This window comes from Rhizobium mongolense subsp. loessense (assembly GCF_900099775.1).
In the GTDB taxonomy this organism is placed as follows: Bacteria; Pseudomonadota; Alphaproteobacteria; order Rhizobiales; family Rhizobiaceae; genus Rhizobium; species Rhizobium loessense.
The window spans coordinates 338,771-362,993 of the sequence record NZ_FMTM01000005.1 but is presented as its reverse complement, the minus strand read 5'-3'; the positions used below and the strand labels follow the sequence as shown (position 1 = coordinate 362,993).

Sequence of the window (24,223 nt, the reverse complement as noted above, 5' to 3'; positions counted from 1 at the left end):
GAGCTTCCGCCCGGACAAGGGATCCGGACGGAAGGCTTCAGGCAGTCAACGGATCGGGTTCGTACTCAGGAGCCCTTGCCGCCGCACTTGCCCGTTGCAACGTTGAAGTTGCCGCAGTTCATGGGCTTGCGCCAATCGGAGATCAGGTCCTTGGAGTCCGGCAGGAAGTCGGACCATTCGTCGCCGACGACGGCTGAGGTTTCCTGGACGATTTCGAACTGGCCGTCAGCCTGGATTTCGCCGATCAGCACCGGCTTGGTGATGTGGTGGTTCGGCATGACGGTGGCATAGCCGCCAGAGAGGTTCGGGACCGTGGTGCCGATGATGCTGTCGAGAACCTTGTCGGTATCGGTCGTTCCGGCAGCCTGAACAGCTTTAACCCAGGCGTTGAAGCCGATATAGGCGGCTTCCATCGGGTCGTTGGTCACGCGCTTGTCGTTCTTGGTAAAGGCGTGCCATTCCTTGATGAACTTCTTGTTGGCCGGGCTTTCGACCGACTCGAAGTAGTTCCAGGCTGCGAGGTGACCGACGAGCGGCTTGGTGTCGAGACCGGCAAGCTCTTCTTCGCCGACCGAGAAGGCGACAACCGGGATGTCGGTTGCCTTGATGCCCTGGTTGCCGAGTTCCTTGTAGAAGGGAACGTTGGCGTCGCCGTTGATGGTGGAGACGACGGCGGTCTTCTTACCGGACGAGCCGAATTCCTTGATCTTGGAGACTTCCGTCTGCCAGTCGGAGAAGCCGAACGGCGTGTAGTTGACGATAATGTCTTCCTTCGGAATGCCCTTGGATACGAGGTAGGCTTCCAGGATCTTGTTGGTGGTGCGCGGATAGACGTAGTCGGTGCCTTCAAGCACGAAGCGCTTTACACCTTCCTTTTCCATCAGGTAGTCGACGGCCGGGATCGCCTGCTGGTTCGGAGCAGCGCCCGTGTAAAAGATATTGCGCGAAGACTCTTCACCTTCATACTGAACCGGGTAGAAGAGCAACGAGTTCAGCTCTTCGAAAACCGGCAGGACCGATTTGCGCGAAGACGAGGTCCAGCAACCGAAGACGGCCGCAACCTTGTCCTTTTCGATCAGCTCACGTGCCTTTTCGGCAAACAGCGGCCAATCGGAGGCTGGATCGACGACAACCGCTTCGAGCTTCTTGCCGAGAAGGCCGCCCTTCTTGTTCTGCTCATCGATGAGCATCAGCATGGCGTCTTTCAGCGTCGTTTCGGAGATGGCCATGGTACCGGAGAGCGAATGCAGAACGCCAACCTTGATCGTGTCGTCGGCGGCAGCGGCTCCGTGGAAGGCGGCTGACGCCGCCATGACGACGCCAAGCGCGGCGCCCGTTACATAGGACTTGAGATTCATCTGGTTGAACTCCCCTCATTTTGTTCCGCAACAGGCCGGAAACGGAAATTAACTGTTGCTTAAAGAACTATCGGGGGCTGCAGCGCAAAACCGTATACGCAATATGACGTAGAGGTGGGGGCGAAATGGGCAGGTCGGCGCGAGGTGCGGCGGAGATTTTGACCCTCCCTATAAAGGAAGGGTCTTCAACGTCATCGCTGCCATGCCGGAGTGGTAGGATTTGGCTGTGACGGACGCGTTTCAAAAATATGGCTGTTCTGTGAACTTGCGGGGCTGCACCTCTTGCGTTTTCCGTCATTCCTGCCAAAGCTGCCTATTCAATGATCACTTTATCGAGAGCGCTAGAAAATAGGCATGGCAGCGCGCCAACGCATCATTCCGGTGAGACGCGAATATAATCGCTGGGTCGCGAACCAGACGCTGGAAGACTATGCGCTGCGCTTCACCGCCAAGAGCGCCCGGCAATTTTCCTCGCAGCGCATCTCGCAGACGGCGATCGGTGCGATTTCCTTTCTTGCGCTCGAAGCCATCGGCGGTGCCATCACCCTCTCCTATGGCACGACCAACGCCTTCTTCGCGATCGTCGTCGCCTCGATCGCCATGCTCGCGATCGGCCTGCCGATCAGCCGCTATGCAATCAGGCACGGTGTTGACATCGATCTCCTGACGCGCGGCGCAAGCTTCGGCTATATCGGCTCGACGATCACCTCGCTGATCTATGCCAGCTTCACCTTCATGCTCTTTGCGATCGAAGCTTCGATCATGTCCGGCGCGCTGGAACTGACGCTCGGCATCCCTCTTTGGATCGGCTACATCGTCAGCGCCGTCATGGTGATCCCGCTGGTGACCTACGGCGTCAAGCTGATCAGCAGGTTCCAGCTCGTCACCCAGCCCTTCTGGATCGTGCTGAATATCCTTCCCTTTATCTTCATCGCGATGCTGGACTGGGAGAAATTCGATCTCTGGCGCGCCTTCGCTGGCATTCGTCACGCTTCAGGCCCGCCGGGTACAATCGCGGATTTCAACCTGATGGAGTTCGGCGCCGCTTCGGCCGTGATCCTTGCCCTCATGTCCCAGATCGGCGAACAGGCGGACTTTCTCCGCTTCCTGCCGCCGGACGGGCAGCGCAAGTTGCATCATCGGCTCGCCGTCTTTCTGGCTGGCCCCGGCTGGGTGATCATCGGCGCACCGAAGCTGCTTGCCGGCTCCTTTCTCGTCGTGCTGACGTTAAGTGCCGGCGTTCCCGTCGACCGCGCCGCCGATCCGGCGCAGATGTATCTGACCGCTTTCGGCTACATGATCCCCTGGCATATCGGAGCATTGCTGCTGATGGCCGCCTTCGTGGTCATTTCGCAGTTGAAGATCAACGTGATGAACGCCTATGCCGGCTCGCTCGCGTGGTCGAACTTTTTCTCGCGCCTGACCCATAGCCACCCCGGCCGCGTTATCTGGCTGATCTTCAACGTGGCGATCGCCCTGCTTCTCATGGAACTTGGGATCTACCGGCTGCTTGAGGAAACGCTCGGGATATTCTCGATCATCGCCATGGCCTGGCTCTGCACGATTTCGGCTGATCTCTTCATTAACAAGCCGCTCGGCCTTGCACCGCCCGGCATCGAGTTCAAGCGCGCACATCTCTACGACATCAATCCCGTCGGCCTCGGCGCCATGGGTCTTTCGGCGACGATGGCGCTGATTGCGCATTTCGGCGCCTTCGGCGCGCTCGCCGCTTCGCTTGCACCTTACATCACCCTGGTGATCGCGCTCACAGCCTCGCCGCTGATCGCCTGGGCGACGAAGGGCAAGTTTTATCTGGCACGCAAACCGCGTCACAGTTGGAAGAATCTGACGAACATCACCTGTTCCGTCTGCGAACATCCGTTCGAGCCGGAGGACATGGCGTGGTGCCCGGCCTATGCAGCGCCGATTTGCTCGCTCTGCTGCTCGCTCGACAGTCGCTGCCACGACATGTGCAAGCCGAAGGCGCGTTTCAACACGCAGGTGGGCACCGTCGCCAAGACCTTGCTGCCGGAGACGGTAATCGAGAAATTGTCGACCCGCCTCGGACGTTACGGCATCGCTGTGGTTCTGGCCCTGACAGCGGTCGGCGCGATCCTTGCGATGATTGCCCATCAGGTCGCCTCGGCCTCTCCGGAAACGGCGGAGGTCGTCAACGGCACGATCCTGATCGTCTTCTTCGTCTTCTCTGTCATCGCCGGCGTTGTCTGCTGGTTCTACGTGCTGGCGCATGACAGCCGCGTCGTCGCCGAAGAGGAATCTTCGCGTCAAAACACACTGCTGCTGAGGGAAATCGCCGCGCATAAAAAAACCGACGCAGCGCTTCAGAATGCAAAGGAGGCGGCAGAAGCCGCGAACCGGGCGAAAAGCCGCTATGTCGTGGGCTTGAGTCATGAGCTGCGTACGCCGCTCAACGCCGTGCTCGGCTACGCCCAGATTTTGGAGCGAGACGAGACCATCCCTGCGCCGCGCCAGTCATCCATCAAGGTCATCCGCCGCAGCGCCGAGCATCTTTCCGGCCTGATCGACGGTTTGCTGGACATTTCCAAGATCGAGGCGGGCCGCCTGCAGGTCTATACGAATGAAATCAACATCCACGATTTCCTCGACCAGATCGTCGACATGTTCCGCCCGCAGGCGCAGGCGAAGGGTCTGGCTTTCAGGCATGACCGCTCTCAGTCTCTACCGCAGTTCGTCCGCACCGACGAGAAACGCTTGCGCCAAATCCTCGTCAATCTGCTTTCGAACGCCATCAAGTTTACCGACGAAGGGAGCGTAACCTTCGACGTCGGCTATCGCAGCCAGGTCGCGACCTTCACCGTTTCCGACACCGGTCGCGGCATTGCCGAAAAGGACCTAAGCCGCATCTACGAGCCTTTCCAGCGGGGTGAGGCCGATAGCATCCGCCCCATGCCGGGGCTTGGATTAGGCCTGACGATCACGCAACTCCTCACCAACACGCTCGGCGGCGAAATCGCCGTCAGCAGCGAGAAGGACAAGGGTTCGACCTTCCGCGTTCGCCTGATGCTATTTGCCGTGATGCGCGAAATGATCGCGCCGCCCCAGGAAAAGAAGATCGTCAGCTATGACGGCCCGCGTCGGACGATTGTCGTCGTAGACGACAACGAAGATCATCGCGAGATGATGCGGGAAATCCTGGTGCCGCTCGATTTCGTCATGCTGACGGCGGGCAACGGCCCCGACTGCCTCACCCTGATCGAAGGCATCCAGCCGGACCTCTTCCTCGTCGATATTTCGATGCCCGGGATGAACGGCTGGCAACTCGTATCGCGTCTGCGCGAAACCGGCCAGACCTCCCCGATCGTCATGCTCTCCGCCAATATCGGAGACGCAGCGGCCGCCGCCGACAGCGACGGCAGCCACAGCGATGCAATCGGCAAGCCGGTCGATATCAAGCAGCTTCGCGACAAGCTGGCGCTGCATCTTGGCCTGAAGTGGATCTATGCCGACGCCGCCCAGGTAACCGTTCCCGTGGCTCAGCCGCCGATGAAAAGCCCCGGTTTCGCGCATATCGAGGAATTGCTCCGCCTCGGCGAGATCGGCTACATCCGCGGCATCGAAGCCAAGCTTGCAGACCTTGCCAAGGTGGAGGCAAATCAGCCATTTACGGATGAACTCCGCACCTATGTCGCCGCCTTCGATCTCGCCGGCTTCATGACTTTCCTGCACGGCTTCGACGAAAAGGTAGAAACCATTGGCTGAACCGGCCCTCCCCCGCGATATCGTTCTGCTGGTCGACGACTCCCCCGAGGCGCTGGGCTTCTTGACCGATGCGTTGGAGCAATCCGGTTTTTCCGTGCTGATCGCAACCTCGGGCTCTGCGGCCTTGAACATCGTCGAGCGCATCACGCCGGATCTGATCCTGCTCGATGCCGTCATGCCTTCGATGGATGGCTTCGAGACCTGCCGCAAGCTCAAGGCCAATGCGGCCGTCAGCCAGGTGCCGGTGATCTTCATGACCGGTCTCACCGAAACCGAACACGTCGTCCACGCGCTGGAATCTGGCGGGGTCGACTATCTGACCAAGCCAATCAATATCGATGAGCTTCGCGCCCGCATTCGGGTGCATCTACGCAACGCGCGTTCGGCGCAAAGCGCCCGCGTGGCCCTGGACGCTGCTGGACGTCACCTGCTTGCCGTCAGAGGCGACGGTGCCGTTCACTGGTCGACGCCGCAGGCAACCCGCCTCGTCAATGCAGCGACGGGCAGTGACGACGGCATGGACATCGTCACCCGTCACATTGCCGAGTGGATGAAAATACGCGCTGCAGCGGGGCGCGATGCCGTCATCTCCATCGCCAACGCGGGCCAGGCAATGCTTCAACTCGGTTTCCTCGGAACCATCGGGCCCGACGAATATCTCTTCCGCCTGACCGCCGCCAATCAACGCAGCGACGACGCCGTGCTTCGCCAGCATTTCTCCCTGACCCAGCGCGAATCCGAGGTGCTGCTCTGGATTGCCAAGGGCAAGGCGAACCGCGATATCGGTGAAATTTTGGGATTGTCGGCACGCACTGTGAACAAGCACCTGGAACAGATCTACGTGAAGCTTGGCGTCGAAAACCGGGCCTCGGCTGCGGTTAAGGCGGCGCATGTGCTGCATGAGATATGAACGTCTGGGCAGCTTATCGAGAGCCCGACACGGCAAAGGCTGGAGATATTGATCCGCAAGGCGAAAGAACGGGATATCGCACGCATCGTGGAAATCCGAAACAGCGTTCGTGAAAACAGGCTATCCGATCCCGCCAAGATTACACTCGATGATCTGCGCTGGTTTATCGCAAACCCGGGAATATTCGTCTGGGAACAGGATGGCAATATCCAAGGCTTTTCCGCCGGCGACCCGCGCAATGGCAACATCTGGGCGCTGTTTGTCGATGATGCTTACGCAAAGCGCGGTATCGGAACGGCCCTTCTTGCCAGCGCCTGTTCGGTCCTGAAGGATGCAGGCCATGATCGCATCTGGCTGACAACAGACCCCGGAACAAGAGCCGAGCAGCTTTACCGTCAAGCTGGCTGGGAACTGATTGGCGAGAAGGACAACGAACTGCTTTTCGAACTGAACCTGGCGGCCGGCAGTGCCTGATTGGCACGCATTTCATCATGGGCTGGGGATCCGCGCCTTCCGGCAGGAGGAATATTTTTACCAAGCTTTGGCAGCGATCCTTAAATCCTTTGCGCGTATGCAAAAGGCACCATAGGCGATTGAGCGGCAGGCGGCGGGCATGAAAAGCAGGCTTTACTATGTGGATCGGCTGAGGATCTTCGCCTTCGCGATTCTGCTCGTCTACCATTCGTCGGCATCCTTCCTGCCCGACATCAACTGGCTGATCCACAGCGACAAGACAAGCACCACGCTTTCGCTGCTCATGGACTTCCCGCGCGCTTGGCGGCTTGCGCTATTATTTTTCGTCTCAGGCATGGGAGCGGCCTTTACCTTCGGCACGGCAGGCAGCCTGTCCTTCCTGCGCAAGCGCACGTTTCGTCTGCTGATACCCCTCCTCTTTGCCATGGCGGTGATCGTTGTGCCGCAGGTGTGGTACGAACGAATGTACGAGAACGGCTATCAGGGTTCACTTCTCGAATTCTGGACGACCCGCTACTTCACCGAAGGTCGCTACCCCAAGGGCAACTTCACCTGGGCGCATATGTGGTTCGTCGCCTATCTGCTGGTCATGTCGGTGATCTGCTATCCCATCTTCGGATATCTGGTCCAGCCCGGAAACAAGATCGCAGCCTGGTTCGAACGCACTTCGAAAACCGGCTTCATCTACCTCTTCTTCCTGCTGCCGCTCGCACTCAACCTGGCGCTTTCACCCTTCTTTCCGAAGCAAACGAATGCCCTTTACAATGACGGGGCGTGGTTTGCCGTTTGGGCAAGTTGGTTCGGACTGGGCTTTCTCATGGCCCGCTATCACAGTGTGCTAATCGAAACGATCATCGGCCGGCGCTTCGTCAGTGCAGCGATCGCTTTGGTGACAAGCGGGCTGCTCTATCGCTACGCCTGGATGGTGCCGGCAGACCAGGCAATCGGCAGCTATGCGCAAAATACGCCGCTGTTCAAGACAGGGATCTTCTTGCTGGCCTGGAGCATGATCCTGACGCTCGTTGGATTTGCGGCTCATCACTTCAATCAGCCCAGCGAAAAGCTTGCTGCGATGAACCGGCTGGTATTCCCGCTGTACATCGTGCATCAAACCGTAACGGTGGCCGCGCTGTACTATGTCCTACCGCTCGATATGCCGGTCGCCGTGAGCTATTCGATCGTCACGGCCACCACTATCCTGCTTTCGGTGCTGTTCGCCGTCTGTGTCGACTTCCTGCCTGGCCCGGCACGCGTCCTGTTCGGCTTGAGCGGTCATGGCAGGAAGATTGCAACAAGCGAACCCGACCGCCAGCTCTCGCGGTAGGTGATCCTGCGCCAAAAGGAACGAAATCAAACGACGCGATCGGGCGGCTCACGCCCGTCGAAAAAGGCGGTGATGTTTTCCACCACCTTCATGCCCATTGCCGTTCGGGTCTCCTCCGTCGCGCTGCCGAGATGCGGCAGCAGGACGACATTCTCCATCGACTTCAGTTTTTCCGGCACGTGCGGTTCCGCTTCGTAGACGTCGAGCCCCGCGCCGCGGATGCTGCCGGCCTGAAGGGCGCTGATCAGTGCCTCCTCGTCGACTACGTCGCCGCGCGCCGTATTGATCAGAAACGCGCCTGGCTTCATCGCCGCAAAGCGCGCTGCATTCATCAGATGCCGGTTCTCCGCACCGCCGGGGCAATGGAGCGAAACGAAATCGGAAGCGGCCAGCACCTCCTCCATCGTCGCCAGCTGGCGAGCCCCGTAGCGCGCAGCCTCCGCGGCATCGACCGTCGAGCGATTGTAGAAGACGACGTCCATCCCGAAGCCGGAATGGCAGCGCTGCGCAAAGGCCCTACCGATGCGGCCGAATCCGATGATCCCGACCTTCTTGCCGGCCACCTTTGTGCCGATCATGTGCGTCGGGCACCAGCCCTTCCACGCGCCGTGGCGAAGCTGGCGCTCACCCTCCCCGCCCCGGCGGGCAACGGCAAGCAGCAGCAGCATGGCAATGTCCGCGGTGCAGTCGGTGAGGACGCCGGGCGTATTGGTGACCAAGATACCTTTCGCCTTGGCCGCGGCGATCTCGATGTGATTGTAGCCGACGCCGAAATTGCCGAGAATTTTGGTGCGGATATCGCCTTCGAAAACGCTGGCAGGCAGCTTGTCGGAAACGGTGGGAAGGACCGCATCATAGGCTGCCATCGCCTGCCGCATTTGATCGAGACCAAGCGGAATATCCTTCTCGTTGAAGGTTACGTCGAAACGTTCGGCAAGGGCGGCTTCTGCCGCGGCGGGCCAGCGGCGGGTGACGAGGATGCGCGGTCGGGACATTGGTGCTTCCGTCTCAAAATTCTACGCCTCAAAGAACTAGAGGATGACCGCAAGAATTGAAACGTCTGTCGAAAAAGAAAGAAGCCCGGTCGAGACCGGGCTTCCGTAAACGGTACTGGACCGTGCAAGCGAAGCTTACATACCCTGCGGGAAGTAGCTGTACTTGCCGTCCGGACCCTTCTTCCATTCGTACATGATGTAGCCCGGAATCTTCGGGTCACCCTTTTCGTCGAAGGAGATGTCGCCGAGAACGGTCGGGAACGGACCCTTTTCCTTCATCGCGGTTGCGACGGCTTCCGCATCGGTTGAACCGGCCGCCTTGGCAGCACCGGCGATCGCCTGCATGGCAGCGTAGGAATAGAGAGTGTAAGCTTCCGGGTTGAAGCCGGCAGCCTTGAACTTCTCGACGAGTTCCTTGTTGGCCGGGTTGAGCGTCGGATCCGGGCCGAAGGTGTTCAGCGTACCGGCAACTGCGTCGCCAGCGATAGAAGCAAGTTCGTTCGAGACGATACCGTCGCCCGAAACGAGCGTTGCCTTCAGGCCCTGGTCGGCAGCCTGACGGATGATGAGACCGGCTTCGGTGTGCAGACCACCCCAATAGATGATCGAGACGCCGGCTTCCTTCATCTTTGCGATGAGGGCGGAGAAGTCCTTGTCGCCGACATTGATGCCTTCATACATGGCTTCGGTGACGCCAGCAGCGTTCAGAGACTTTTTGGTCTCGTCGGCAAGACCCTGACCGTAAGGTGTCTTGTCGTGAACGACAGCGATCTTGGCGTCCTTGAAATGATCGGCAAGATACTTACCGGCAATCGCGCCCTGCTGGTCGTCACGGCCGCAGGTACGGAATGTGTTCCACAGGCCGCGCTCGGTGAACACCGGGTTCGTTGCAGCCGGAGTGATTTCGAGGATGCCGTTTTCGGCATAGACTTCAGATGCGGGGATCGAAACGCCCGAGTTGAAGTGGCCGATTACGAACTTCACGCCGTCAGCGACGAACTTGTTGGCGACCGAGATGCCCTGTTTCGGGTCGGAGACGTCGTCACCGAGTTCGAGCTTGATCTGCTCGCCGTTGATGCCGCCTGCGGCGTTGATATCAGCGGCTGCCTGCTCGGCACCCTTCTGAAGCTGAGCGCCGAACGCAGCGTTCGGGCCAGTCAGAGGACCGCCGACGCCAATGAGAATGTCGGCCCAGGCGTTGCCGCTGAAGGCGAGCATCGCCGTCAGTGCCACTGCCGACAGAAGAGATTTCTTCATATTCTTACTCCCAATTTTTGGGCGGGTTCCGGTCCAAGACCCGGCGCATTACCCACCATTGACTGCGCCAGGAAAGCTGTTCCACTCTGAAGGCAATTCATGCCTAGTTTCAACGGACTGTCAATGTTTGTCCTTCCACGAGAAGGCGGAAGTTTTTTCGTACAGCCAGTAATAGTTGTTGACCATCTGATTGGTGCGGCGATAACGGAAACCCGCCGTCGAGAAGACGAGCAGCAGCACGAAATCTATGATGTAAAAGAAGGCGCTGAGCATCGGCCCGTTGAAGAGCGCATGATGCAGGAACTGCATCACCCAGGCGAGCAGGAAGGTGTAGACGACCACCAGCGGATAGTTGCTCCAGCTTTCAGCTGCAGCCCTGCCGGCGCGCCATGCCGTCCAGAACCCGATCAGCACGACCAGCCCGCGGATGACCATCCGCACGCCCGTATCCGGTTCGAAGAAAAGTCCCTGCATATCAAACTCTCCCTTCTGCCCGGCTCAATGTCTTCCGCCTTCGAGATAGGCGGCACGGACTTCCGGATTGGCGAGCAGTTCCTTGCCGGACCCGCTCATCGTTACCTTGCCGTTCACCATCACGTAAGCGCGGTGCGAGAGCTTCAGGGCAGCAAATGCATTCTGCTCGACGAGGAAAACGGTGAGGCCTTCCTGCTCGTTGAGCTTCTTGATCGCCTCGAAAATACCCTTGACGATCAGCGGCGCGAGACCGAGCGACGGCTCGTCGAGAAGCAGCAGCTTCGGGCGCGCCATCAGCGCACGGCCGATCGATAGCATCTGCTGCTCGCCGCCGGAAAGCGTGCCGCCGCGCTGCGCATGGCGCTCCTTGAGGCGCGGGAACAGCGTGAAGATCTTCTCGACGTCCTCGTTGAAATGTTTGAGGTTGTCGAGGCCCGCACCCATCTGCAGGTTTTCCGTGACGGTCATCCGCGGGAAGATGCGGCGGCCTTCCGGCGACTGCGCAATGCGAAGCCGCGCGATGTCGTGCGTCGGCATGCGAGTGATGTCGCGCCCTTCGAAGATCACCGCGCCAGTGCGCGCCTGCGGGCTGCCGCAGATTGTCATCATCAGCGTCGACTTGCCGGCGCCGTTGGCGCCGATGAGGCTGACGATCTCACCCTTGTTGACGTCGACATCGATGCCCGCGAGCGCACGGATATTTCCGTAATAGGTTTCGACGCCCTGAACCTTGAGAAGCTGTTCGCCGGCCATCAGTTTGCGCCCCCTTCGAGGCTCTCGACAGTTGCGATGACCTCTTCCACTTCCTTATCTTCGACACCGAGATAGGCCGCGATGACCTTCGGGTCGTGCTTCACATGCTCCGGCGTACCGTCGGAAATCTTCTGCCCGTATTCCAGCACCACGACATGGTCGGAGATTTCCATGACCACCGACATATCGTGTTCGATGAGCAGGATCGACGTACCGGTATCGGCGCGAATTCCCTGCAGCAATGCGTTGAGAGCTGCCGATTCACGCGGATTGAGGCCGGCGGCGGGCTCGTCGAGGCAGAGCAATTCCGGCTCGGTGCACATGGCGCGGGCGATTTCGAGACGCCGCTGCGCGCCATAGGGCAGATCGCCTGCAGGATCGTCGGCGCGGCTGATCAGATCGGCCTTTTCCAGCCAGAAGCGTGCGAGCTCGATGGATGCTGCAGCCTCTTTCCTGTACGGGCCGATGTTGAGAAGGCCGAGGATCGTATAGCCCGATGCCTTCATCAGCTTGTTGTGCTGGGCAACGAGCAGGTTCTCCAGAACGGTGAGACCTGAGAACAGGCGGATGTTCTGGAAGGTACGCGCGACACGAGCTTCCTTGGTGATGCGAAAATCCGGCAGGCGCTCGAGCAGGTACTGCTTTCCGCTCCGCTGGTTCAATGTGATCATTCCCATCGTCGGCTTGTAGAAGCCGGTGATGCAGTTGAAGACGGTCGTCTTGCCGGCGCCGTTCGGCCCGATCAGCGCGGTAATGTCACCGCGCTTGGCTTCGAAGGACAGGTCGTTGATGGCCATGAGGCCACCGAACTTCATCGACAGATGCTCGACCTTGAGCAGGGTATCGCTGGACATTGTCGTCATTTCTGCGGGGCTCATCAGCCGTGCCCCTCCTTGATAAAGCTTCCGGAAACTGCCCTGCGCTCCTTGAGGAAGGCAGTCGGTTCACGCGAGCCGACGAAGCCGCGCGGCTTGAACAGCATGACGACGACCATGGCGAGGCCGAAGAGAAGCATGCGGTAGAGTTCCGGCGTGAAATCCGGACCGAAGACGGCCTTCAGGAAGTCCATCTCGCGCAGCAATTCTGTCCCGCCGACCATGACGAGCGCAGCAATCGCGATACCGGTCAGCGAGCCCATGCCGCCGAGGACGACGATGGCCAGGATGACGGCCGATTCCAGGAACACGAAGGATTCCGGAGAGACGAAGCCCTGGCGCACTGCGAAGAACGAGCCGGCAACGCCGCCGAACATCGCACCGGTCGCAAAGGCTGTGAGCTTGGTCGTGACCGTATTGATGCCGAGCGAACGGCAGGCGATTTCGTCCTCGCGCAGCGCTTCCCAGGCACGGCCGATCGGCATGCGGCGAAGCCTGATCGTGACGTAGGCCGTCAGCATGCAGAGGCCCAGGATCAGATAGAAGAGGAAGATCTTGTAGTAGGCCGACGACATCGGAAGGCCCATGAGCTTGGCAAAGCCGCCCGACGTCGCATCAAAAGGAATGCCGAACAGCGTCGCCTTCGGGATGCCCGAGATGCCGAATGTGCCTTTGGTCACAGCCGTCCAGTTGATGAGCACGAGACGGATGATTTCACCGAAGGCGAGCGTCACGATAGCGAGATAGTCGCCGCGCAAACGCAGGACGGGGAAGCCGAGGATGACACCCCAAAGCGCCGCCAGGATGCCCGACATCGGCAACAGAAGCCAGAATGACAGGCCGAAATAGCTGGAGAGCAGCGCATAGGAATAGGCACCGACCGCATAGAAGGCGACGTAACCGAGGTCGAGCAGACCGGCAAGGCCGACGACGATGTTAAGGCCCCATGCGAGCATCACATAGATGAGGATCTGGATGCCGAAGTTGTCGACCCATTTCAGCGACCCCTGCGCACCGAAAGCCGCGTAGATGGCCACCGGATAGAGCAGAAGCGCGACAAGCGCGATTTTCAGGAAATGCTGGCGGAGAAAACCCTTCTCGGTCGAGATCTCGAGTTCGCCTTGCTTCGCCTTGGCAAGCTTGCGCTTGTCGATGTTCGGCTTGACGAAAACGACGATGACGAAGCGGCTGATCGCCGCGATCGCCACGAAGATCGCAAGCAGGCCCCAGCGCTGAACGATGATGAGCTCGTTGTTGATGTTCTGGTCGGTCTTGAGGCCGACATAGAGAACGAACAGACCGAGAGAAAGGAGGGCCGCGAAGAAGGCTTCCGTAAGGCCTTTCTGGACAAGCCCGGGTGCGGGCTTGCCAGCAGAATTTTCGATGTTTGCCATGATGTTATACCTTCTCGACTTCCGGCCGTCCGAGAATGCCGGTCGGCTTGAAGATCAGGACGAAAGCGAGGATCGCAAAAGTCGCGACATCCTTGTAGGCGATCGTGAAATAGGCGGACCAGAGCGATTCGATGAGGCCGATCATCAGTCCGCCGAGAACGGCACCCGGCAACGAGCCGATGCCGCCGAGAACGGCTGCGGTAAACGCCTTGACGCCGGGCGTGAAGCCGTCGTTGAACGAGGCGACGCCATAATACATCAGGTACATCGTGCCGGCGACGGCGGCGAGCGCCGCGCCCATGATGAAGGTGATGGAGATTGTCTGATCGACATTGACGCCGAGAAGAGCGGCCATCTTGCGGTCCTGCTCCGTCGCGCGCTGGGCGCGTCCGAGCGCCGTGCGGTTGACGATGTACCAGAAGGCGGCCAGCAACACCACGGTGATGAGGATGATGATGATCTGCTTCAGCGAGATCGAAATGCCGCCGATATTATAAACCGAACCGACGAGCGGCGGAATCGGCTTGTTGCGCGGACCCTGCGTCACCTGGATGAAGTTGGAGAGCGTGATCGACATGCCAATAGCGGTGATCAGCGGCGCCAGGCGGAAGGAACCGCGCAGCGGCCGGTATGCAACACGCTCGATCGTCCAATTCCACAAACTCGTCATCAGCATCGCAACGATAAGCATCAGCAGCAGAAGAACTGCGACCGGAAAGCCCGCAAAGATAGATGTGAGAACGAGAAAGACGATAAGAGCGGCGAAACCACCGAGCATGAAGATATCGCCATGGGCGAAATTGATCATGCCGATAATGCCATAAACCATCGTGTAGCCAATAGCGACAAGGCCATAGATGGATCCGAGCGTCAGCCCATTGAAGAGCTGCTGGACGAAATACTCCATATGTCATTTCCCCTGGATGCGAGCCAACATGACTGCATCTCTTTTTGGTCTGTAGTTCCCTTTTATCGGAACCTCATATGCGGCATCCATACCGTTTTCCGCGAAAATGTGAAGACAAAAAGGCTTTACTGGGTCAGATTCTTGGCGAAACGGACGTAAATGGCGCGTTTCGGACCAAAATCCACATTAAAGAGGCATTCCCTGAGGAATTTTTAGCCAGAAACCGGCTGTGGATTAATTAAATCGCCTGCGAGGCGGGCAAGGCGGCAGCTTTAAGGATGGCACTTATTCCATAAAACCGGAACTTTTGGCAATTTCCTACGAAATCCAAAGGCCGGACGCGAAAAACGTTTCAAAGGAACGGCCTGTCGGGCGTTCTAAATTAGCAATGCGCCAATGCCAACTCTCACGGGTTCCACCCGCCGCTGCCATAAGGGCGCGTGATGATTTCGAGCAGGTGACCGTTCGGATCTTCGAAATAGAAACCGCGTCCACCGTCGTGGTCATTGGTTTCGCCTGGCTTTCTCTGGCCGGGATCGGCCCAATAACGAAGGTTTCGCTCTCGAATTCGATTGAATATCGCGTCGAATTCTGCGTCGCCGACCAAGAAGGCGTAGTGTTGGCGTACGATCTCACCTTTCGTATTCATATAGTCGAGATTTGCATCGTTGTCGGTCGTGACCATGTGGAACGGCCCCCAGCTCCGCGGCGGGGACAGGCCCAGCATATCGGCCAGGAAATCTGCCGAAGCCTTACTGTCACGAGCCGACAGGATGGTATGATTGAAATGGATGGCCATCTTGGTCTCACGGAAATGAGGCGGAGCTTCAACGCGGTGGGTTTCGCCGATTAACACGCCCGCCCGGCTCTTTGTTCCGAGCAGTCACACTTTGAGCTGAGGCGGCGCGGATCTGCACGATCACAAAGGTCAGCCGCTTCATCGGAAAACGTGCATCTTAAGTCAAAATCCGTCGCGTTTCTGGAGCTGACATTCGCATAGCGAGAGGTGTCGGCCCAATCCGATCCTTGGCCGTCCCCTCTGACTTCAAATCTCTTTGGAAGCAACGTAAGCTCCCACAGGTGTTAGGGCCTTGGTAGGCTCGGGAGCAGATCGGGCGGGCGGCGGCATGAACGAGGTGAGCGGGAATTGGCGCGACAGTTCAGGCGCGGCGGTACGGCCGCCGATCGCCTGGGCGCTCGCTGTAATTGCCGGGCTCGCGCTCGACTGGCTCTATCGGCTGCCGTTCCTGCCAGAGGCGATGCCGGCCGGAATGCTTGGCGGCATCGTGTTCCTCGCCGGCCTGGCGCTGCTGATCTGGGCGGCGGGGGCCTTCCGCCGGGCAGGGACGCAGATCCCGACCACCCAGCCAACGACCACGATTGTCGACGAGGGACCCTACCGCTTCACGCGCAACCCGATCTATTTCGGCATGTTCCTCGGCCTCATCGGCTTGGCCATCGCCATCGACAGTCTGTGGCTCATCCTCCTATTGGTGCCGTTCTATCTCGTCATCCGCTACGGCGTAGTCGCCCGCGAGGAAGCCTATCTCGAGCGGAAGTTCGGCGGCGTCTATCTCGCCTACAAAGCCCGCGTCAGGCGGTGGCTGTAGCGGGACGAAGGGGCACCCAACCACAGAACGGGCGAGACGCGACATTCGCGGCATCATTGGCAAGGTCAGGTCTCGGTGGCGCATAACGGACATACCTTTGCAACGACCGTCGTGGTTGCTGTCGGTACCGCCCTTATGATGGCAGCTGCTTGCCGGCCTGCTCGCTGACGATGTACTCCGCGTACCAGTCCGGCCAGCCCTCATCGTACTCGCCTGTCAGCTTCTCGTGCTCGCCGTGCGCGGCAGCCGCACGCCGGAGGGCGGCCGCGAGCTCTGTGGAGGAGGTGAATGTCGTGACGTCGGCGTTCACGCGTCCGGGCAATCGGGCGGTAATCTCCTGGAGCAACCAGCCGTTACCATCTGGATCGCTGAATGAGGCGAACGAGCGGTAGCTGCGATGCTCGGGATCCGGACCAGAGATCCGGAGCCGCCCAAACAGGTAGGGTTCGTCAGTGCCAGCGTGCACACCGCCGGCGTCGTGGAACACCTCGCTGACTTCGACCCCACGGCCGAGCAACTCGCGTCGGGCGGCGTTGATGTCGGAGACGATTAGGTACAAGCCCCGCGCGGAGCCGGGTGCTGCTGCGGTGACGTTCTGGCCGAAGATAACCGAGCACCCGGAGCCAGGCGGCGTAAACTGGATAACGCGAAAGCCCTCATCGGCGGCGAAGTCGGCGTCGAGCCTCCAACCCAGGTCGCTGTAAAAGCCCTTAGCGCGATCCACGTCCGAAACAGGAATAACGACGATCTCGAGCTTCATGTCGATCGTCTGCGTTCCCGGGGTCTCGACAACAGTTTTGCTGTGCTCCTGGCTATTGCTCATGTGGAGCTCCTTAGGTTGGCAGCCTTCAGGGCGGCGGCACATGCCCAAGCGAGTGGATCACAGCGGAGGGATGCAGTCGAATCAATTATGCTGTGGTGCTAATGGACCCTGCGCTAACCTTCGTTGTGGAGAATTCCGATTGTCCTGATGAGGAACCACTAGCTCCTCGTATGGCCCGTTGCCACCGCGGCCGCCATCAATCTATTTTCTCGAATGACAGCTGCCCCGCGCAAAAAGGTGGCTCGATCACCATATATGTCATTATACTGCTTGCGGATGCTGACATCCGTTGAGGGGAACATGTTAGCGATATTCGAAAAGGCGGCGCTTGAGGCGGGTAGAACGATCATCGCGATCTTCGAAGAAGGGTGCGCTGTCGCGACAAAGGCAGATTCAAGTCCCGTGACCCGCGCGGACGAAGAAGCAGAGAGGATCATCCTTGCCCATCTTGCGCGCAGCTATCCGGATATTCCGGTGATTGCCGAAGAATCGGTGGCGGCCGGCCACGTGCCGGATATCGAGGGAAAGGCTTTCTTCCTTGTCGACCCGCTCGATGGTACGCGCGAATTCGTTGACAGGCGGCACGAATTCACGGTCAACATTGCCTATGTGGAGCGTGGCGTGCCGCTTGCGGGTATCGTCTATGCACCCGCACTCGGTATTGCTTTTGCAGGCGAGGCGGGACACGCGGAAAAACTCCTCGTCGACGCCGATTTTACGGTGAGGGAACGCATTGCAATCACGGTCCGCGCACCACCTGCCAAGCGCCTCGCGCTTGCCAGCCGCAGCCACAAAAGCCCCGCGACTGACAGCTTTCTCTTCGAGCAGGCGATCTCGGAATGCACCAATATCGGTTCTTCGCTGAAATTCTGCCTGCTTGCCGAGGGAAAGGCCGACGTCTATCCGCGCTTCGGCCGGACGATGGAATGGGACACTGCGGCGGGCGACGCGGTCCTGCGCGCTGCGGGCGGCACGACTGTTACAATGGACGGATTGCCGCTGACCTACGGCAAAACCGGCGGCAAGGCGGATTTCGACTTCGCCAATCCCGACTTCATCTCATGGGGCGGCAAGGAAACGGCTGTGCAGATGCGCATGGCTTCGGGCGAAAACCCTTAGAAAATCAAAAGACGAATGGTGTGCAGCTGACCGTGACGGCAGGCAGGCGGCCCTCCCTCGAAACGCCGTCCGAAGGGATGGGTGTCTAATTGGAACCGGCGATCTGTGGACCGGCGAGGAGCCGGCAACGACGAGTTTGAACGTCTGGCTTTCGATCATTCGTACCGGCACCGCCCAATACGAACCCGGCGCCGGGAAGACCGAGGTTAGCGCAATTCTGCTTTGAGCGGCTTACAGCAGCCTGTAGCGGAAGGCGCGGGCGACGGCTTGCATACGGTTTACCGAATCGAGCTTGCGCATCGCGCCTTTGAGATAGCCGACCACCGTATGCGGCGAGAGGTCGAGAATGATTGCGATCTCTTCGCTGCTCTTGCCCGCCGCCGACCAGCGCAAGCATTCGATCTCGCGGCGGGTAAGTTTTTCCGATGGCCTCCCGTCGATGCGGTTCTCTCTGCAGAAACGGTCGAGCGCTTCCATCGCGGCATAGAGAAGGCTCATCTCCTCCTCGCGCGAAAGCGCAGAACGACTGCCAGAGAAGGCGAATATGTATTGCTTCAGGTCAGCGTCGTGCAGCGAAAAGCCGATCGTATTCTGCAGTCCATGCATCTGGAACAGCGCAGTCAGCCGGCGATTCTCCTGATTAGCGGCGCCGCCGGCGAATGGGCTGGCATCGCAGAAAACTGGCATGATCGTCCGCTTCAGTGCGCCCACCAGCCGGCTGCAATAGAATAGATCGACCTCGTCGTAGAGATTGGAAAGATTCTGCGGCCAGTTGCTGATAACCCGATTTTCGAGAAAAGTCGTGCTGTCGGCGCGCGGAAAGGCCACGAGGAGGTAATAGTCGAAGCCTGCGGCTTTCGTCATGTCCTCCAGCCGGCGCTTCAATTCGGCATTGAGCTCGCCGGTGCGAACGGCGGTGGAAAGCGGAAAAGCGTTACCCTCTGCGCAGTTTCGGGCCGCGCGCTCACGTCTTGTCATCGACTTGTCCTCAGCCGCGGGCCGTCGGTTCGGGTCTCGCAAAGGAAGCGCAACGGCGCCGGGCAGCAAGACTGCAACGATGCCCCGCGTCGTAGGGACGTGAGGTATGTCGAGGCAATCTTTGACTAATGCTGCGAGAAGAACGGAAACGAGGTCTTGCGACCATTCATGATGTTGCAGCGCTTATAAAGGCGTCTTCGAAATATCTGTAATATTTATTCGGCATGGGAGCCATGCACCACGGTACAAATTGACGCTACCGCAGGGCGGCCCGCCGTGGCGGGCAGTGAGGCAGCTAAAGTTGTTATCAAAGTCTTACTGTGCGCTTAGGCAATTTTTAAATGTGACAAGCTAGAGTGCCCGCGTGGTCTTGAGTTGTGTAGAGAGTCCAATGACCGAAATGATACGTCCCCGAGTAAAATATGTCATCGGCCCCGATGGCAGCCCGCTGACGATTGCGGATCTTCCGCCGCCGAATACCCGGCGCTGGGTTATCCGTCGCAAGGCTGAGGTTGTCGCCGCGGTGCGTGGTGGCCTGTTGAGCTTGGAAGAAGCCTGCGAGCGTTACACGCTCACCGTCGAAGAATTCCTGTCCTGGCAGTCGTCGATCAACAGTCACGGCCTTGCCGGCCTGCGCACGACGCGTATCCAGCAATACCGTCACTGAACCATCTGCCTCAGGCAAACACATTTATTTCGGGCCGGACGCATTTCCCTGAAGGGAGTGAAGAAGGCCCGAAATTATTGTTGACGCTGCATAGCACCAGAGTCCGGGTTGGGTAAAAGCATCCGCCAGGCCCGTGGTCTTCGCCGCCGCAACCACGATCGCCACCAGTAATACGTCCATCATCGACCACTTGGACAGATACGGTACGGCGTGACGATAAAACCAGCTGCCGGTCCCGCCGCCGGCAGCTGTCGCCTCGGCGGCAATGCCGATGATCTTCAGCATCGGCAATACGATTGACACGATCCCGACGATCAGCGCGAGCGGGATATCCCCTCCTCTCCACAGCGAAGCAACGATCTCCACCAGCGACGGCGTTTCGTCGAAGAAGTAGAGTTTCTCGAATCGGATCAGCGGCAGCACCAGCCCAAGCGCCAGGAAAAATGGTGCCGCAGCAAGCAGTACCGGCCGGATTCCCACCAGTTTTCTCATCGAATACCCCTTGGTTGAACACTGTGTCGTCACCTGCACCGGCTTGGCATGGCATGGCCGCCATGTCACGGTCTGCCTGAACAACATCGGCTTTCGGAGAAAATACAATGGATATTCGCAACGAAGATAATGCGTCGGGCGGGCGGTATGTAGCCAAGGTCGACGGACACGAAGCCGAGATGAGCTATTCCCGCACGTCGCCGAAGCTTGTCATCATCGATCACACCGGGGTGCCGGATGCCCTGCGCGGCAAAGGCGTCGGCCAGGCGCTTGCGCTTCACGCCGTCGAAGAGGCGAGAAAGGGCGGCTGGAAGATCTTTGCGCTCTGCCCGTTCTTCAAGGCGCAATCACAGCGCCACGAGGAATGGCGCGACGTGGTGAATTAGGAACACCAAAAGCCATGTATGACGGACTTACGGCCCGTCATACATGGCTTCTTCAGGCGATCCCCGGGGACGCCGCAGCCGGCGTCCGCTGCCAATCGATCAGGCGCGGGCCCGAATGGCGCTATCCCGCTCTTCGAGCGCGGTAGCGCGGGCATATTCCGCCTGCATCTCCTCGAGCGCCTGCTCCAGTGACTCTTCCTGCATCTTCAATTCCTTGATGGAAACCTGAAGATTGTCGGCGCGCTGGCGCGCCGCCTTTGCGAAGGTCGGGTAGGCGAAGTGATTCGGGTCGGAAATGCCGGACTTCTTCTCTTCGATGACGATCTGACTTTCCAGATCCTTCGTCATTCGTTCGAATTCCGACATCATCATCTGCAACTGCTGCAGCTGACGTCGTTTTTCGTTCACCTGAAACTCCTTCAGGCGAACTAGGCTCTCACGCGACTTCATACGCATTACTCCAGTGATGCGAGATCCCGGCTCTACAAAAATGCCCTTGCGCACCGGTTTGAAACGGTCTGCCAAAAAAATTTCCATCGGTATTAACAAAAACCTACCGCTGGTAACCTTTCGTTTACGGGCATCGTTAATGATAGTGCCGATGATTTAAGGGTCGGTAAACATCACTACGCGATTTCCGGATCCTGTTCATTGGTGAGTCGAATGAATCGCTTACCGGCCATTCTTAATGTAAAAGTTAAGGAATCGGCGTTGCGGATTCTCATTGGAAAACAGCGAAATGGACAAATTGCTTAATAAATTCGTTACCTCTTGCCAGAGTGAATCAGAATTTGTTAACCATTTCGTGGCAGCTTCCAAATCACGCAGTGAAGTATTCGGTATCGCGTAGGGGGCCAGACCACCTTTCGGCGGCGGTAAAGGGGATAATAATGCGGGTACTACTTATCGAAGACGACAGCGCGACAGCGCAGAGCATCGAACTGATGCTGAAATCCGAAAGCTTCAACGTCTACACCACCGATCTCGGTGAAGAAGGCGTCGATCTCGGCAAACTGTATGATTACGACATCATCCTTCTCGATCTGAACCTTCCAGACATGTCCGGATATGAAGTGCTGCGCACTCTCCGCCTGTCCAAGGTCAAGACACCAATCCTGATCCTCTCCGGTATGGCAGGCATTGAAGACAAGGTCCGCGGCCTTGGCTTCGGCGCTGACGACTACATGACCAAGCCGTTCCACAAGGACGAATTGGTCGCTCGCATCCACGCGATCGTCCGCCGTTCCAAGGGTCACGCCCAGTCGGTCATCATGACCGGCGAGTTGATCGTGAACCTCGACGCCAAGACTGTTGAAGTCGGCGGCCAGCGTGTTCACCTGACGGGCAAGGAATACCAGATGCTGGAGCTGCTTTCGCTCCGCAAGGGCACGACGCTGACCAAGGAAATGTTCCTCAACCACCTTTACGGCGGTATGGACGAGCCGGAACTGAAGATCATCGACGTCTTCATCTGCAAGCTGCGCAAGAAGCTCGCAAATGCTGCCGGCGGCGCAAACTACATCGAAACCGTCTGGGGCCGCGGCTACGTTCTGCGCGAGCCGGATGGCGCCGAATACGCCGAAACCGCCTGAGACACCGAATTTCCCCTTTCGATTATGAGATATCCCGCCTTTCCGGCGGGGTTTTTCGTTTCGATGCATGGCGCAGAAAAAAACAAAGCCGCCCGGAGGCGGCTCAGGTCCTGACGAATATAAGAAATCAGGCGGCGATGGCGCGGTTGCCGAAGACGGCCGTCAGGATCTTACGGTCGAAGGGTTTCAGCAGGAAGTCGGTGGCCCCTGCCCGCTTGCCCATCATCAGCTTCTTGAGATCGGCCTCGATGACGCAGTAATAGATCTTGACGTCCTTGCCGCCTTCCATCGCCCGGATGGCCGAAATCAGTTCGAGCGCTCCGTCCATGCCGGAATCGACGATCATATATTCCGGAAGCTCGGCCTGGCAGCGCGAAAGCGCTTCGCTTGCATTGGACGCCTCACTGACAAGGAAATCGAGTTCGGAAAGGATACGCTTTCCGACTTTGCGGACGACATCCGAACTATCAGTGATCATGAACCGCTGCATGCCTACTCCTTCGCTCCACTTTTACTCCAGTGGCGCTTCCTCAGTCCTTGAGAATAGGTCCATTAGGCTAAGGAAGTGTTACCTGGGACGTGCCAGGCCGCAACGATGCAACCATGACGCTAGACAATAACCGACTCCGCGGTGAAGATAATTTCTTCGCCCGTCGCGCTGTGGCCGAGCTCCATGCCGCACTCTTCGGCAAGCAGGACTGTGTAGTAAGGTTGGATCGAATGCGCATCGATCGCCTCCTCGACTTGGCCGGATGTGATTTCCACGAACTTCGCCGGCAGGCGCATCAGCTTGCCCTTGGCGACGATCTTGAACTTCGCGTCGAACTCCGGATTCTCAAGCGTCACTTCCAGCGAGCCGCCGCGCGGGATCGAGGAATAGGCAACCAGGAAGAGATTGAGCAGCAGCTTGACCCGGTTTTTCGCGACGATGGCGCGCGGCCCGTTCCAGGTAACCTCAGTCTTCTTTTCGGCAGCTGCGAAATCCTTGGCTGCGCGCTCTGCCTCACCGGTATCGATCGAAGCGCCGACCGAACCGGAGGCGCCAAATGCGAGACGTGCAAATTTCAGGCGAACCGAGGCATTGAGCGCACTCGTGCGGATGAGGTCCATGGCGTCCGAATCGGCGCCGCCTTCGTCCAGCAGCTCGAGACCGTTGTTGATCGCGCCGACGGGCGAGATGACGTCATGGCAAACACGGCTGCAAAGTAGCGCGGCCAGATCCGGGCCGGTCAATGTAAGATTGGGGTTCTTGGACATCATCGTCTCCTAAAGGCGGCAAAATTTCATCCCGCCTATCATGCCTGATCAAAATTGCACGAAGTTTGCGCCGTACTCGTCGCCATAATGACACCATATTTGGTAAACCGATTGTTAAGACGATCCGCGCAAAATGCATCCACTGCCGGAAACGGCTCATCGAACCGACCATGATGAACGGATGACACCATGCGCCTTCAATCCCCCGGAAGATTTATGGGCTTTTGCCGACTCTTCGTCGCGCTGACCATTGCAGCATTTGTGCTCTCCCCGCAGCAGGCGGCAGCACAGCAGGCCAACAGCAACCAGTACACCATGCAGGAGATCGTCGACGCTGGCCATTCCTTTTTCGGATCGACCAGCGGGGGTCTGGCAAAGGTAGTTGAAGCAGCCTTTCAAAAATACGGTCTGCCCAACGGTTACGTTTTGGGACAGGAAGGGTCCGGCGCTTTCATCGCCGGCCTGACCTACGGAGAAGGCCAGCTCAACACCAAGAACGCCGGCGCACATTCGCTCTACTGGCAGGGACCGTCCCTCGGCATCGACTACGGCGGCCAGGGTACGCGCGTCATGATGCTGGTCTACGACCTGCCTTCGATCGACAGCATTTATGCCCGCTTCGGCGGTGTCAGCGGCCAGGCCTTCGTCATTGCCGGCTTTGGCATGACGCTGCTCAAGAACAACAATGTTCTTGTCGTTCCGATCCGCACCGGCGTCGGCGCCCGCCTCGGCATCAACGTCGGCTATCTGAAAATCACGCCCGGTCCGACCTGGAACCCCTTTTAAGCTCACGATCCGGCGGCGGGATTCTTGCCCGCCGTCACCTATCCGCCACTT

25 protein-coding genes are annotated in these 24,223 nt (G+C 58.7%); 10 read left to right on the top strand and 15 right to left on the bottom strand.

Features of this window, described 5'->3' with window-relative positions:
• Positions 1-65: 65 nt before the first annotated feature.
• A complete protein-coding gene (urtA, locus tag BLP23_RS19015; RefSeq protein WP_074069277.1) occupies positions 66-1,358 on the bottom strand; it encodes an urea ABC transporter substrate-binding protein in 1,293 nt (430 codons plus the stop codon).
• A 354-nt stretch (positions 1,359-1,712) separates the two neighbouring features.
• On the opposite strand from urtA, the gene BLP23_RS19010 reads away from it, so the two are divergent.
• The 4 genes from BLP23_RS19010 to BLP23_RS18995 all read left to right on the top strand — a co-directional run bounded on the left by BLP23_RS19010 (position 1,713) and on the right by BLP23_RS18995 (position 7,807).
• Positions 1,713-5,099, top strand: a complete 3,387-nt coding sequence (locus BLP23_RS19010; protein ID WP_092586400.1) for a hybrid sensor histidine kinase/response regulator — start codon at positions 1,713-1,715, stop codon at positions 5,097-5,099.
• Positions 5,092-6,009, top strand: coding sequence for a response regulator transcription factor (locus BLP23_RS19005; RefSeq protein ID WP_092586399.1), 918 nt, complete (start codon positions 5,092-5,094; stop codon positions 6,007-6,009). The genes BLP23_RS19010 and BLP23_RS19005 overlap by 8 nt, the downstream gene beginning before the upstream one ends.
• Positions 6,010-6,057: 48 nt before the next feature.
• A complete protein-coding gene (locus tag BLP23_RS19000; RefSeq protein WP_092586398.1) occupies positions 6,058-6,483 on the top strand; it encodes a GNAT family N-acetyltransferase in 426 nt (141 codons plus the stop codon).
• A 139-nt stretch (positions 6,484-6,622) separates the two neighbouring features.
• Positions 6,623-7,807, top strand: a complete 1,185-nt coding sequence (locus tag BLP23_RS18995) for an acyltransferase family protein (protein WP_092586397.1) — start codon at positions 6,623-6,625, stop codon at positions 7,805-7,807.
• Positions 7,808-7,833: 26 nt separating this feature from the next.
• Here BLP23_RS18995 and BLP23_RS18990 read toward each other — a convergent pair whose 3' ends face one another.
• The 8 genes from BLP23_RS18990 to BLP23_RS18955 form a co-directional block, all read right to left on the bottom strand.
• Positions 7,834-8,802: a 2-hydroxyacid dehydrogenase gene (locus BLP23_RS18990; RefSeq protein ID WP_092586396.1), complete on the bottom strand. Its 969-nt coding sequence runs from the start codon at positions 8,800-8,802 to the stop codon at positions 7,834-7,836.
• A gap of 135 nt (positions 8,803-8,937) precedes the next feature.
• On the bottom strand, positions 8,938-10,059 hold the full coding sequence (locus tag BLP23_RS18985) for a branched-chain amino acid ABC transporter substrate-binding protein (RefSeq protein WP_092586395.1): 1,122 nt from the start codon (positions 10,057-10,059) through the stop codon (positions 8,938-8,940).
• Between the two features lie 120 nt (positions 10,060-10,179).
• Positions 10,180-10,533 (bottom strand): DUF6867 family protein, encoded by a 354-nt coding sequence (locus BLP23_RS18980; RefSeq protein WP_039845680.1) that lies wholly within the window; start codon positions 10,531-10,533, stop codon positions 10,180-10,182.
• Positions 10,534-10,557: 24 nt separating this feature from the next.
• Positions 10,558-11,286, bottom strand: a complete 729-nt coding sequence (locus tag BLP23_RS18975; protein ID WP_022716961.1) for an ABC transporter ATP-binding protein — start codon at positions 11,284-11,286, stop codon at positions 10,558-10,560.
• Positions 11,286-12,164 carry an ABC transporter ATP-binding protein gene (locus tag BLP23_RS18970; RefSeq protein WP_092586394.1) on the bottom strand — a complete coding sequence of 293 codons (879 nt, stop codon included), beginning with the start codon at positions 12,162-12,164 and terminating at the stop codon, positions 11,286-11,288. The genes BLP23_RS18975 and BLP23_RS18970 overlap by 1 nt, the downstream gene beginning before the upstream one ends.
• Positions 12,164-13,555, bottom strand: a complete 1,392-nt coding sequence (gene livM, locus BLP23_RS18965; RefSeq protein ID WP_092586393.1) for a high-affinity branched-chain amino acid ABC transporter permease LivM — start codon at positions 13,553-13,555, stop codon at positions 12,164-12,166. Before livM ends, BLP23_RS18970 begins: the two co-directional genes overlap by 1 nt.
• A gap of 4 nt (positions 13,556-13,559) precedes the next feature.
• Entirely contained in the window at positions 13,560-14,462 is a 903-nt protein-coding gene (locus tag BLP23_RS18960; RefSeq protein WP_022716958.1) for a branched-chain amino acid ABC transporter permease, read from the bottom strand.
• A 406-nt stretch (positions 14,463-14,868) separates the two neighbouring features.
• A complete protein-coding gene (locus BLP23_RS18955) occupies positions 14,869-15,261 on the bottom strand; it encodes a VOC family protein (protein ID WP_092586392.1) in 393 nt (130 codons plus the stop codon).
• A 328-nt stretch (positions 15,262-15,589) separates the two neighbouring features.
• Here BLP23_RS18955 and BLP23_RS18950 point away from each other — a divergent pair, with 328 nt between their 5' ends.
• The gene (locus BLP23_RS18950) at positions 15,590-16,072 is read left to right on the top strand and encodes a methyltransferase family protein (protein ID WP_092586391.1); all 483 of its coding nucleotides are present in this window, start codon (positions 15,590-15,592) and stop codon (positions 16,070-16,072) included.
• 133 nt (positions 16,073-16,205) lie between these two features.
• Here the strand turns inward: BLP23_RS18950 and BLP23_RS18945 are convergent, their stop codons facing one another.
• Complete coding sequence (locus tag BLP23_RS18945; protein WP_092586390.1) at positions 16,206-16,895, bottom strand: VOC family protein; 690 nt, start codon at positions 16,893-16,895, stop codon at positions 16,206-16,208.
• Between the two features lie 300 nt (positions 16,896-17,195).
• On the opposite strand from BLP23_RS18945, the gene cysQ reads away from it, so the two are divergent.
• Positions 17,196-18,014, top strand: a complete 819-nt coding sequence (gene cysQ, locus BLP23_RS18940; protein WP_092586389.1) for a 3'(2'),5'-bisphosphate nucleotidase CysQ — start codon at positions 17,196-17,198, stop codon at positions 18,012-18,014.
• 231 nt (positions 18,015-18,245) lie between these two features.
• Here the strand turns inward: cysQ and BLP23_RS18935 are convergent, their stop codons facing one another.
• Complete coding sequence (locus tag BLP23_RS18935) at positions 18,246-18,992, bottom strand: LuxR C-terminal-related transcriptional regulator (protein WP_092586388.1); 747 nt, start codon at positions 18,990-18,992, stop codon at positions 18,246-18,248.
• A gap of 391 nt (positions 18,993-19,383) precedes the next feature.
• On the opposite strand from BLP23_RS18935, the gene sciP reads away from it, so the two are divergent.
• Positions 19,384-19,659: a CtrA inhibitor SciP gene (gene sciP / locus BLP23_RS18930; RefSeq protein ID WP_007533628.1), complete on the top strand. Its 276-nt coding sequence runs from the start codon at positions 19,384-19,386 to the stop codon at positions 19,657-19,659.
• A 24-nt stretch (positions 19,660-19,683) separates the two neighbouring features.
• Here sciP and BLP23_RS18925 read toward each other — a convergent pair whose 3' ends face one another.
• Positions 19,684-20,151: a paraquat-inducible protein A gene (locus BLP23_RS18925; protein ID WP_092586501.1), complete on the bottom strand. Its 468-nt coding sequence runs from the start codon at positions 20,149-20,151 to the stop codon at positions 19,684-19,686.
• Positions 20,152-20,258: 107 nt separating this feature from the next.
• Here BLP23_RS18925 and BLP23_RS18920 point away from each other — a divergent pair, with 107 nt between their 5' ends.
• On the top strand, positions 20,259-20,537 hold the full coding sequence (locus BLP23_RS18920) for a GNAT family N-acetyltransferase (protein ID WP_092586387.1): 279 nt from the start codon (positions 20,259-20,261) through the stop codon (positions 20,535-20,537).
• A 99-nt stretch (positions 20,538-20,636) separates the two neighbouring features.
• On the opposite strand, the gene BLP23_RS18915 is transcribed toward BLP23_RS18920, so the two are convergent.
• Positions 20,637-20,987: a flagellar export protein FliJ gene (locus BLP23_RS18915; protein WP_074062076.1), complete on the bottom strand. Its 351-nt coding sequence runs from the start codon at positions 20,985-20,987 to the stop codon at positions 20,637-20,639.
• Positions 20,988-21,427: 440 nt separating this feature from the next.
• On the opposite strand from BLP23_RS18915, the gene ctrA reads away from it, so the two are divergent.
• Entirely contained in the window at positions 21,428-22,129 is a 702-nt protein-coding gene (gene ctrA, locus BLP23_RS18910) for a response regulator transcription factor CtrA (protein ID WP_003542362.1), read from the top strand.
• Between the two features lie 127 nt (positions 22,130-22,256).
• Here the strand turns inward: ctrA and BLP23_RS18905 are convergent, their stop codons facing one another.
• Together BLP23_RS18905 and chpT are read right to left on the bottom strand one after the other, a co-directional pair.
• A complete protein-coding gene (locus BLP23_RS18905) occupies positions 22,257-22,619 on the bottom strand; it encodes a response regulator (RefSeq protein ID WP_022716949.1) in 363 nt (120 codons plus the stop codon).
• A gap of 119 nt (positions 22,620-22,738) precedes the next feature.
• Positions 22,739-23,389, bottom strand: coding sequence for a histidine phosphotransferase ChpT (gene chpT / locus BLP23_RS18900; RefSeq protein ID WP_028739925.1), 651 nt, complete (start codon positions 23,387-23,389; stop codon positions 22,739-22,741).
• Between the two features lie 186 nt (positions 23,390-23,575).
• Between chpT and BLP23_RS18895 the strand changes: the two genes are divergently transcribed.
• The gene (locus BLP23_RS18895; RefSeq protein ID WP_028739924.1) at positions 23,576-24,172 is read left to right on the top strand and encodes a DUF1134 domain-containing protein; all 597 of its coding nucleotides are present in this window, start codon (positions 23,576-23,578) and stop codon (positions 24,170-24,172) included.
• Positions 24,173-24,223: the final 51 nt, after the last annotated feature.

What these genes read in the sequence shown, in the direction of transcription:
- urtA (WP_074069277.1), bottom strand. Translation starts at nt 1,358, where the DNA reads ATGAATCTCAAGTCCTATGTAACGGGCGCCGCGCTTGGCGTCGTCATG.
- BLP23_RS19010 (WP_092586400.1), top strand. Translation starts at nt 1,713, where the DNA reads ATGGCAGCGCGCCAACGCATCATTCCGGTGAGACGCGAATATAATCGC.
- BLP23_RS18995 (WP_092586397.1), top strand. Translation starts at nt 6,623, where the DNA reads ATGAAAAGCAGGCTTTACTATGTGGATCGGCTGAGGATCTTCGCCTTC.
- BLP23_RS18990 (WP_092586396.1), bottom strand. Translation starts at nt 8,802, where the DNA reads ATGTCCCGACCGCGCATCCTCGTCACCCGCCGCTGGCCCGCCGCGGCA.
- BLP23_RS18985 (WP_092586395.1), bottom strand. Translation starts at nt 10,059, where the DNA reads ATGAAGAAATCTCTTCTGTCGGCAGTGGCACTGACGGCGATGCTCGCC.
- BLP23_RS18980 (WP_039845680.1), bottom strand. Translation starts at nt 10,533, where the DNA reads ATGCAGGGACTTTTCTTCGAACCGGATACGGGCGTGCGGATGGTCATC.
- BLP23_RS18975 (WP_022716961.1), bottom strand. Translation starts at nt 11,286, where the DNA reads ATGGCCGGCGAACAGCTTCTCAAGGTTCAGGGCGTCGAAACCTATTAC.
- BLP23_RS18970 (WP_092586394.1), bottom strand. Translation starts at nt 12,164, where the DNA reads ATGAGCCCCGCAGAAATGACGACAATGTCCAGCGATACCCTGCTCAAG.
- livM (WP_092586393.1), bottom strand. Translation starts at nt 13,555, where the DNA reads ATGGCAAACATCGAAAATTCTGCTGGCAAGCCCGCACCCGGGCTTGTC.
- BLP23_RS18960 (WP_022716958.1), bottom strand. Translation starts at nt 14,462, where the DNA reads ATGGAGTATTTCGTCCAGCAGCTCTTCAATGGGCTGACGCTCGGATCC.
- BLP23_RS18955 (WP_092586392.1), bottom strand. Translation starts at nt 15,261, where the DNA reads ATGGCCATCCATTTCAATCATACCATCCTGTCGGCTCGTGACAGTAAG.
- BLP23_RS18950 (WP_092586391.1), top strand. Translation starts at nt 15,590, where the DNA reads ATGAACGAGGTGAGCGGGAATTGGCGCGACAGTTCAGGCGCGGCGGTA.
- BLP23_RS18945 (WP_092586390.1), bottom strand. Translation starts at nt 16,895, where the DNA reads ATGAGCAATAGCCAGGAGCACAGCAAAACTGTTGTCGAGACCCCGGGA.
- cysQ (WP_092586389.1), top strand. Translation starts at nt 17,196, where the DNA reads ATGTTAGCGATATTCGAAAAGGCGGCGCTTGAGGCGGGTAGAACGATC.
- BLP23_RS18935 (WP_092586388.1), bottom strand. Translation starts at nt 18,992, where the DNA reads ATGACAAGACGTGAGCGCGCGGCCCGAAACTGCGCAGAGGGTAACGCT.
- sciP (WP_007533628.1), top strand. Translation starts at nt 19,384, where the DNA reads ATGACCGAAATGATACGTCCCCGAGTAAAATATGTCATCGGCCCCGAT.
- BLP23_RS18925 (WP_092586501.1), bottom strand. Translation starts at nt 20,151, where the DNA reads ATGAGAAAACTGGTGGGAATCCGGCCGGTACTGCTTGCTGCGGCACCA.
- BLP23_RS18920 (WP_092586387.1), top strand. Translation starts at nt 20,259, where the DNA reads ATGGATATTCGCAACGAAGATAATGCGTCGGGCGGGCGGTATGTAGCC.
- BLP23_RS18915 (WP_074062076.1), bottom strand. Translation starts at nt 20,987, where the DNA reads ATGAAGTCGCGTGAGAGCCTAGTTCGCCTGAAGGAGTTTCAGGTGAAC.
- ctrA (WP_003542362.1), top strand. Translation starts at nt 21,428, where the DNA reads ATGCGGGTACTACTTATCGAAGACGACAGCGCGACAGCGCAGAGCATC.
- BLP23_RS18905 (WP_022716949.1), bottom strand. Translation starts at nt 22,619, where the DNA reads ATGCAGCGGTTCATGATCACTGATAGTTCGGATGTCGTCCGCAAAGTC.
- chpT (WP_028739925.1), bottom strand. Translation starts at nt 23,389, where the DNA reads ATGATGTCCAAGAACCCCAATCTTACATTGACCGGCCCGGATCTGGCC.
- BLP23_RS18895 (WP_028739924.1), top strand. Translation starts at nt 23,576, where the DNA reads ATGCGCCTTCAATCCCCCGGAAGATTTATGGGCTTTTGCCGACTCTTC.